This window comes from Amycolatopsis sp. NPDC059027 (assembly GCF_042739735.1).
In the GTDB taxonomy this organism is placed as follows: domain Bacteria; phylum Actinomycetota; class Actinomycetes; order Mycobacteriales; family Pseudonocardiaceae; genus Amycolatopsis.
Map to the genome: position 1 here is coordinate 14,057 of NZ_JBHYIK010000050.1, position 7,382 is coordinate 21,438.

7 protein-coding genes are annotated in these 7,382 nt (G+C 70.6%); all 7 read right to left on the reverse strand.

Going from position 1 to position 7,382, the window contains the following annotated elements:
• The coding region (locus ACFWY9_RS30015; RefSeq protein WP_378340451.1) for an ABC transporter permease at nucleotides 1-1,413 on the reverse strand (1,413 nt) is incomplete at its 3' end.
• Nucleotides 1,410-2,357, reverse strand: a complete 948-nt coding sequence (locus ACFWY9_RS30020; RefSeq protein ID WP_378340452.1) for an ATP-binding cassette domain-containing protein — start codon at nucleotides 2,355-2,357, stop codon at nucleotides 1,410-1,412. The genes ACFWY9_RS30015 and ACFWY9_RS30020, both read right to left, overlap by 4 nt.
• Nucleotides 2,358-2,547: 190 nt before the next feature.
• Nucleotides 2,548-3,216 (reverse strand): S1 family peptidase, encoded by a 669-nt coding sequence (locus tag ACFWY9_RS30025; RefSeq protein WP_378340453.1) that lies wholly within the window; start codon nucleotides 3,214-3,216, stop codon nucleotides 2,548-2,550.
• A 111-nt stretch (nucleotides 3,217-3,327) separates the two neighbouring features.
• Nucleotides 3,328-4,764 (reverse strand): sodium:solute symporter, encoded by a 1,437-nt coding sequence (locus ACFWY9_RS30030; protein ID WP_378331629.1) that lies wholly within the window; start codon nucleotides 4,762-4,764, stop codon nucleotides 3,328-3,330.
• On the reverse strand, nucleotides 4,764-4,976 hold the full coding sequence (locus ACFWY9_RS30035) for a DUF3311 domain-containing protein (RefSeq protein WP_378331630.1): 213 nt from the start codon (nucleotides 4,974-4,976) through the stop codon (nucleotides 4,764-4,766). The genes ACFWY9_RS30030 and ACFWY9_RS30035 overlap by 1 nt, the downstream gene beginning before the upstream one ends.
• Nucleotides 4,973-6,649, reverse strand: coding sequence for an amidohydrolase (locus tag ACFWY9_RS30040; RefSeq protein ID WP_378331631.1), 1,677 nt, complete (start codon nucleotides 6,647-6,649; stop codon nucleotides 4,973-4,975). Before ACFWY9_RS30040 ends, ACFWY9_RS30035 begins: the two co-directional genes overlap by 4 nt.
• A gap of 125 nt (nucleotides 6,650-6,774) precedes the next feature.
• On the reverse strand, nucleotides 6,775-7,200 hold the full coding sequence (locus tag ACFWY9_RS30045; protein WP_378331632.1) for a hypothetical protein: 426 nt from the start codon (nucleotides 7,198-7,200) through the stop codon (nucleotides 6,775-6,777).
• Nucleotides 7,201-7,382: the final 182 nt, after the last annotated feature.

The window sequence follows — 7,382 nt, forward strand, 5'->3', positions numbered from 1 at the left end:
GATATACAGTTGATTGGCCGTCGGCCGCGTCTGTGTTTTATAAGAGCAATTACCTGCATCGAGATATCCCTTGGGTGGGGAGCAGTGCTGTAGGACGTTCCCGTCGAACTGCCAGAGGGGGTTGGGCTGATCCCCGGCGGGGGTCCGCACCGGGAAATAGCCGTTGACTTCCTTCGGCCCGTCGCCGTCCGCGACGTACCGCCCGTCCGCGGTGACGTCGAGCTGGTAGATGGCCGACCCGGCGGCCTCGACATCGGGGAGATGCCAGGAGACGACGCACCGCCAGTCGTTGCCGGGTCCCTCGGGAACGGCCATGCCGCCGCCCTTGGTGCAGGCCGCCGTGGCCGCCAGCTGCTCCTCGGTGACGTCGGGCCGGTTGAGCTGCCCGGTCTGCAGGCGGTAGAGATGGGCGAACGCGGTGGAGAGCGACCGCTGCACCTTGTCCTGGTCGATCCCGGAACCCAGCGACGGGGTCGCGACGGCGATGACCGCGACCGTGAGGGCGAGGAGCCCGGCCAGCGGCGCGGCTCCCACGGTGATCGCGCGGCGCCCGGAGCCGTCGGCGGTGAGGTTGGTGAAGTCACGCCGCAGGAAGAGCAGATAGGCCAGCGCGGTCGCGACCACCGCCCACACCAGGCCGACCGCGACGCCGATGAGCAGCGGGCCGAGCTGTGCCGGGCTGGTGAACAGGCCGTTCCACGCGATGAAGCCGTAGCTGGGCAGCGCGAGCCGGACGGCGACGGGCAACGGCAGCAGCTGGGCGAGCGCCATCGCGAGAGCGACGACGGCGGGCAGCAGCAGGCCCATCGGCGACCGTCCTAACGCGACGGACCCGAGCAGTCCGATCGCGGCGAGCGCCAGCGTCGGGGCGAGTACGCAGATCCACGCGAGCAGGACCTTCCCGGCGGCCTCCGCCGGGGACAGCAGGTGACCGTCGAGACCGGCCGGCGGCCGGTCGCCGACCGCGAGGATTCCGCCGACGGCACTGGAAACCGCCATCCCGGCCACGAGCACGAGGATGACCGTGAGACTCGCCAGCGCCTTCGCCGCGAAGATCCGCCGGTAAGACCGGACCGCCACCAGCAGATGACGCCAGGTGCCGAGCCGGTCCTCGGCGGCGAACACGTCCCCGGCGACCACTGACGTCAGCAGCGGGAGCGCGTAACTGCCCGCGAAACCGAGCATCACCAGCGAACCCGCCCACCCGGAGGCGTTCATCCACCGGCCGAAGAGGGTGTCGACGGGAAGTGAACTCTGCCGGCTCACCGCGGCGACGAAGACCGCGGGCGCGATCCAGCAGGCGAGGACCAGCAGGCGGATTCGCCACTGGGCAAGCAACTTGACGAGTTCGAAGCGGTAGCCACGCGCCACCGAGACGGGACGGGAATCGGCGTCGGCGAGCGTCGTGGTCATCGGCTGCTCTCCTGTTGCTCGGTGAGCGCGAGGAAAGCGGCCTCCAGCGGCGACACCACGGGCACGAGTTCGCGCACCGCGACGCCCGCCTTCACCAGTCGCACCACCAGTTCGTCCAGGGCGGGAACCAGTGCGCGCACCACGAGCGCCGCGTTGTCCTGCCGTGCCCCGGCGTCGTCGACGACGACGAGAACCCCGGGCGTGTCGAGAGCCACCCTGCGGGCGGTCTCCGGGTCGGCGGTACGAACTCGGTAGTCGAGTTCGTCGTTCTCCGCGGAGAGCTTGCCCATCGGGCCGGAGAAGACGACCCGTCCGGTCGCGAGGATGGTGACCGCCGAGCACAGCGCTTCGAGGTCGTCCATCCGGTGGCTGGAGAGCACGACGGTGGTGCCGTCCGCCGCGAGCCGGTCGAGGACGCCGTGGACGTGCTTCTTGCCTGCTGGGTCGAGGCCGTTGGCCGGTTCGTCGAGCACGAGCAGCCGGGGCCGGGCGAGCAGGGCCGCGGCGAGCCCGAGCCGCTGGCGCATGCCGAGCGAGAATCCCCGGACCCGGTCGTCGGCGACGTCGGTGAGCCCGACCTCGCCGAGCACGTCTTCGATCCTCGTCGCCGCACGCGCTTTGCGGCCGCGGAGCGCGGCCAGTGCGGCGAGGTTCTGCCGGGCGGTCAGCGCGGGGTAGAGGCCGGGACCGTCCACGAAGCCCGCGACGCCGCCAGGCGTGGAAAGCGCCCGCCCGACCGGCGTGCCGAGGATTTCGAGACTCCCCTCGTCGGCGACGGCGAGCCCCAGCACCAAACCCAGCAGCGTCGTCTTCCCCGCACCGTTCGGGCCGGCGAGCCCGTGGATCACTCCTCGCGCCACATCCAGCTCGACGTCGTCGAGCGCGACGACGTCACCGAAGCATTTGGTGATCCCGCGCGCCCGTACCGCCAGGGGTCCGTCCATGGGTTCCTTCCTTCGACACTCGCGTCAGAAACCTAGGCAGGGCAAATGAAACCGGCAGGCGCGCGGGATGAACGCCAGGGGAACGGCGCGGGACCGGCTTGCGCCACGCCGGTGAAATGTCTGGTTTAAAGCGGCGCCTTGCGCCGGGTTAACCGTCCGCTTGTCTTGACGTCCGCACGGGGTGTGCCGGTCAGGATTTTCCGGTGAGGATGGTGAGACCGTGGGTGGCGAGCACCTTGGCGACCGGCAGGAAGTAGGACGTGCCGCCGCCCGCGCAGTTCCCGCTGCCCGCGACCAGGACGCCCTGGGCCTGGGTACCGCTGACGAACGGCCCGCCGATGTCGCCGGGCTCCGCGCAGACGTTCGTCCGGGTGAGGCCGTGCAGGGCGCCCTCGGGGAAGTTGATCGTCTGGTTCTTCGCCTGGACGGTCCCGCAACGCCAGCCGGTGGTCGTTCCGTACCGGCACACCGGGGCGCCGATCGGGGCTTCGGTGGAGCCGGTGATCGTCACGCGGCCGTTGACCGGCGGGATCGTGCCCACCAGCCGCCAGTCGATCGTGTTCGTCACCCGCACGACGATCGCGCCATCCGGCGGGAACGGTTCCGTGCCGACCACGCCGACCTGGTGTCCTCCACTGTGGACGGTGTCGCCGGGCCTGCCGCAGGAGGCACTGGTGATCAGGTAGCCGACGGCTCCCGAGGTGGCGGCGAACCCGGCCGTGCACCGATAGGCCGAGCCGATCCCCAAGGGGCTGCCGCCGCCGAGCGGGGTCGGCTCGACGGCATGGGCTGCGGGCGGCAGCGTGAGGCAGAGGGCGGGGAAAAGGCCGAGCAGGAAGCGAAAGCGCGGCAGTCGCATCGGAGCCTCCGATGGCCATCGGGTGCTTCGATGGTAGCCAGCCCGCTTCCCCGCGACCATCGGCCAAGCCGCGCATTCCGGGTCGTGCGCTTGGCCGCCTGCCGCGCGGGATCAGGCCGGTTCGGCCGCGAGTTCGGGCTTCGCCTTCGCCGCGGGAGCGGTGGCGACCGGCTCGCGCCCGGCGTCCGGCTTGAACCGGCTCCAGCCGAACACCACCAGCAGGTTGACCCCGAGGGAGAGCAGGCCGGGATTGACCCCGCCCAGCGTCACACCGGTGACGTACAGGGCGATCGCGGTGAGCACCCCGATGACCATGCCCGCGGCGATCGCGGACGCGCGCACCCGGCGGGCGAACAGGATCGCCAGCCAGCCGGGCACGACCTGCGCCAGCAGGTTGTAGGTCAGGTTCAGCACGGTGAGCATCAGCGTCGAGGCGACCAGGGTGAGCACCGCGGCCAGCACCAGGAACCCGCCGACGGCGACGACGGTCCAGCGGCGTTGCGTGCCCGGCGCGACGTTCGGCGCCAGATTGCGGCACACCATCCCGCCGATGCTCAGCGCGGTCGCGGCGAGCACCAGTACCCCGGACAGCGCGGCCCCCGCGGCGACGAGCCCGAGCAGCCAGTCCGGCAGCAATCCCTTCGCGGTCACCATGAACACCGTGTTCGGGTTCTTCAGGCCGGGGTGCGCGCGGACACCGTAGTACGCGGCGAGCACCAGGAACGGATAGATCAGCATGTACATCGGCATCCACACCGTCGAGGTCTTCACCGCGCGCTCGGAACGGGCCGGGAACACATACGCGCCACCGAAACCGAGGTAGAACACGACGCTCTGGAACGCGATCGTGGTCATCGCGAACAGCAGCCCCTGACCGCCCATGGTGGTCTGCGCGCCGGTGAGCACCTCCGGCCCGCTGACCTTCGCCGTGCCACCGGCGGCGAGCACCGCGGCGACGCCGACGAGTACCACGCCGAGGAGCATGAAGACGTCCTTGAGGATGGAGACGAACGCGGGGGAGCGCACGCCGGAGACCGCGATGTAGACGAACGCGATGATCCCGGCGAGCAGGACACACTGCACCGGGCTCAGTGGCAGCCCGAGGTTGCCGAGCACGACCTGCAGGCCGATGAACTGGTACTGGCCCCAGGGCACCAGCGCGATCAGCATCGTCACGCAGGTGACCAGTTCCAGCGAGCGGCTGCCGTAGTGCCTGCCGAACACGTCGGGCACGGTCATCGCGTCGTGCCGTTTCGCCGCCCGCCACACCAGCGGCGCCAGGAAGTAGCCCAGCGAATAGGCGAGCAGGATGTACCCGAGGAACCAGATCCCGTAGCTCGCGCCGTGTGCGTAGATCCCGCTCGGGAAGCCGATCATCGTCCCGATGCTGTAGACCTCGCCCACCGCGAGGAAATACACCAGCCAGGCGGGGAAGGACCGGCCGCCGACGAGGAACTCCGAGATCCCGCCGCCGCGGCTCGCCCGGCCCGCCCACACCGCCAGCGCGATCGACGCCGCCATCACCACGGCCACCATCGTGATCAGCATCAGCGCTCCTCGGGATAGTGCGCGCGGTCGAAGAAACGCCAGCTGACCCACAGGCACAACGTCGTCAGCGGGCAGCAGCAGAACACCCAGAAGAACACCAGCGGGATGCCGAACACCGAGACGGTGCTGCCGGACACCAGGGGAATGCCGATCAGCAGCGCTGCCGCCGGGATGCCGAGTCCGATGAGGACACTGGGCCAGCTGCGGATCATCGGGGGCTCCTCGCGTCCGGGAACGCCGTGTGCCGCCAGGCGATTTCGCCGCCGCTCACGGTGGCTTCGACCCGCAAGGAGCGGAGGTGATCCGGGTCGACGGTCGCCGGGTCGTCCGACAGCACCGCGAGGTCGGCCAGCTTGCCGACTTCGAGACTGCCCTTGAGGTTTTCTTCCCCGGCAAGATAAGCCGCGTCGATGGTGTAGCCGCGCAGCGCGGCGTCGACGTCGACTGCTTGTTCCGGGCCGAGGAGCGCGCCCTCGCGGGTGGTCCGCCGCACCGCGCACCAGATCCCTTCGAGGGGCGGGACCGGCGTGACGGGGGTGTCGGAATGCAGTCCGAAGTGGATTCCCCGCTTCCTGGCCGAGGCCAGCGGGCTGATCCGGCGCGCGCGTTCCGGGCCGAGGAACGTGTCGTGGTGGCGGTCGCCCCAGTAGTACACGTGCTTGATGAAGAACGACGCGAACACGTCGTGTGCGGCCATCCGGTCGAGCTGGTCCTCGCGGACCGTCTGGCAGTGCTCGATACGGTGGCGGCGGCCGGTCCCGTCCGGCGCGCCGAGGCGGGAGTAGCCGTCGATGATGGCGTCGATCGCGGCGTCGCCGTTGCCGTGCACCGCCACCTGCCAGCCCGCGGCGTCCAGCGCGGCGATCCTGCGGCCGAGTTCGGCGGGCTCGACCAGCATCATCCCGTGCTCGCCGGGAGCGCAGGTGTAGCCCTCGGCCAGGCAGCCGGTGCGTCCCTGGATCGAGCCGTCGGCGATGATCTTGACGCCGGTCAGCGCGAAGCGGTCGTCCGCGTCCCCGAGATCGGGCCGTTCGGGACGGCCTTCGGCGAGACCCGGTACCAGCCCGTCGAACAGGTAGCCCCGGATCCTCGTGCGCAGCCCGCCCGTACGCCACAACGTGCGGTAGGCCTCGAGTTCGGCGGACCCGCCGATCAGGCCGATCCCGGTGTCGTGCACCGAAGTGATGCCGTTGGCGAGGTATTCGGCGTCGGCGAGCCGCAGCGCGTCGGCCAGCTCGTCTGCGCCTTGGCCGGGTAGCCGCGAGGTGACCAGGAAGGCCGCGGTCTCCACCAGCAGCCCGGTCGGCTCGCCCCGCTCGTCGCGGGCGATGTGCCCGCCGGGCGGGTCCGGGGTCGTCGCGCTGATCCCGACTTCGCGCAGGGCCGCCGAGTTCGCCACGCAGAAGTGCCCCGACACGTGGGTGAGCACCACCGGGTTGCGCGGGGAGACGGCGTCGAGATCGGATCGCGCCGGATGCCGCCGGTCGGCGAGCAACGTGTCGTCGTACCGGAACCCGCGGACCCACTCACCAGGGTCGCGATCGGACACCGCCTGCGCGACCCGGCCCACGATGTCGTCGATGGTGTCGTTGGGCGGGCTGCCGGCGTCGACCGGCGCGGCCAGGGTCATGCCGAAGAACGCCGGATGGTTGTGCGACTCGACGAAGCCGGGGATCGCCGTGCGCCCGCCGAGGTCCAGCACTCGCGTGTCCGGCCCGATCAGCTCGGCGATTTCGCGGTCGGTGCCGACGGCGGTGATCCGCCCGGCTTTCGCCGCGAGCGCGCCGGCGCGTCGCCCGGCGTTGTCCAGCGTCAGGACGGTTCCGCCCAGTGCGACGAAGTCGGCTGCCCGGTCTGTTCCGGCCGCTCGCGCGAAATCCTCCACCGAACCTCCTCGCCGACGTGTCCTGGGTCACGACAGTGCGGGAAACCGGGGGACGGGGAAAGGTCCAGAAGTCGTCGGGTAGGAGGTACCAGTTCACGTCGGCGAGTCCGGAGTAGCGCGGGCTGTCAGCACTTGAAGGTGACGGTGACACCGGCCAGCTGGCCGGTGGCGGGCTTGACCCGGATCTCGGGCATGGCGAGGTTGTTGCCCCAGGCGATCGCGACGAGCCGGTGCGGGCTGTCCGGGGACATCGCGGGAACCCCCACCCAGATCTCCTTGTTCCCGTTGCGCTCGTCGTAGCCCTTGACCTCGGCCAGCGCGACCCCGGCGTTGCTCTGCAGCATGAGGTCGTAGCCCTGCCGGTAGCCCGGGTGGCCGGCGATGCCGGCACTGCCCTTGGCACGGACCCAGTCCGAGAACGCGGGAGCGACGGCGGTGCCCGAACAGGCCGACTGACCCGCGGGCGCGGCGGTCGCTTGGGGCACGGCAAGCGTCGACGCGCAGGCGAGGACGGCGGTGACCAGGGCTGCCTGGCGAATGATCTTCTCCATGAGATCTTCCTAGCCGCTGTTCCGGCCACGGAGCCCCGGGGACGGGCCATGTTCGCCGGAAGAGGTGACCGCCGCTGGGGCGATGCGCTGAGCTGAAGGGGACGTTCGTCGCATCGCGTGGGGGGGGGGGGCGGGGGGGAGGGGATGCTTGAAGAGGAAATCGTCTGAGGAACATGACACGA

Bases quoted from the DNA above. Each gene is read 5' to 3' on its own strand.
- ACFWY9_RS30020 (WP_378340452.1), bottom strand. From the start codon at position 2,357: ATGGACGGACCCCTGGCGGTACGGGCGCGCGGGATCACCAAATGCTTC.
- ACFWY9_RS30025 (WP_378340453.1), bottom strand. From the start codon at position 3,216: ATGCGACTGCCGCGCTTTCGCTTCCTGCTCGGCCTTTTCCCCGCCCTC.
- ACFWY9_RS30030 (WP_378331629.1), bottom strand. From the start codon at position 4,764: ATGCTGATCACGATGGTGGCCGTGGTGATGGCGGCGTCGATCGCGCTG.
- ACFWY9_RS30035 (WP_378331630.1), bottom strand. From the start codon at position 4,976: ATGATCCGCAGCTGGCCCAGTGTCCTCATCGGACTCGGCATCCCGGCG.
- ACFWY9_RS30045 (WP_378331632.1), bottom strand. From the start codon at position 7,200: ATGGAGAAGATCATTCGCCAGGCAGCCCTGGTCACCGCCGTCCTCGCC.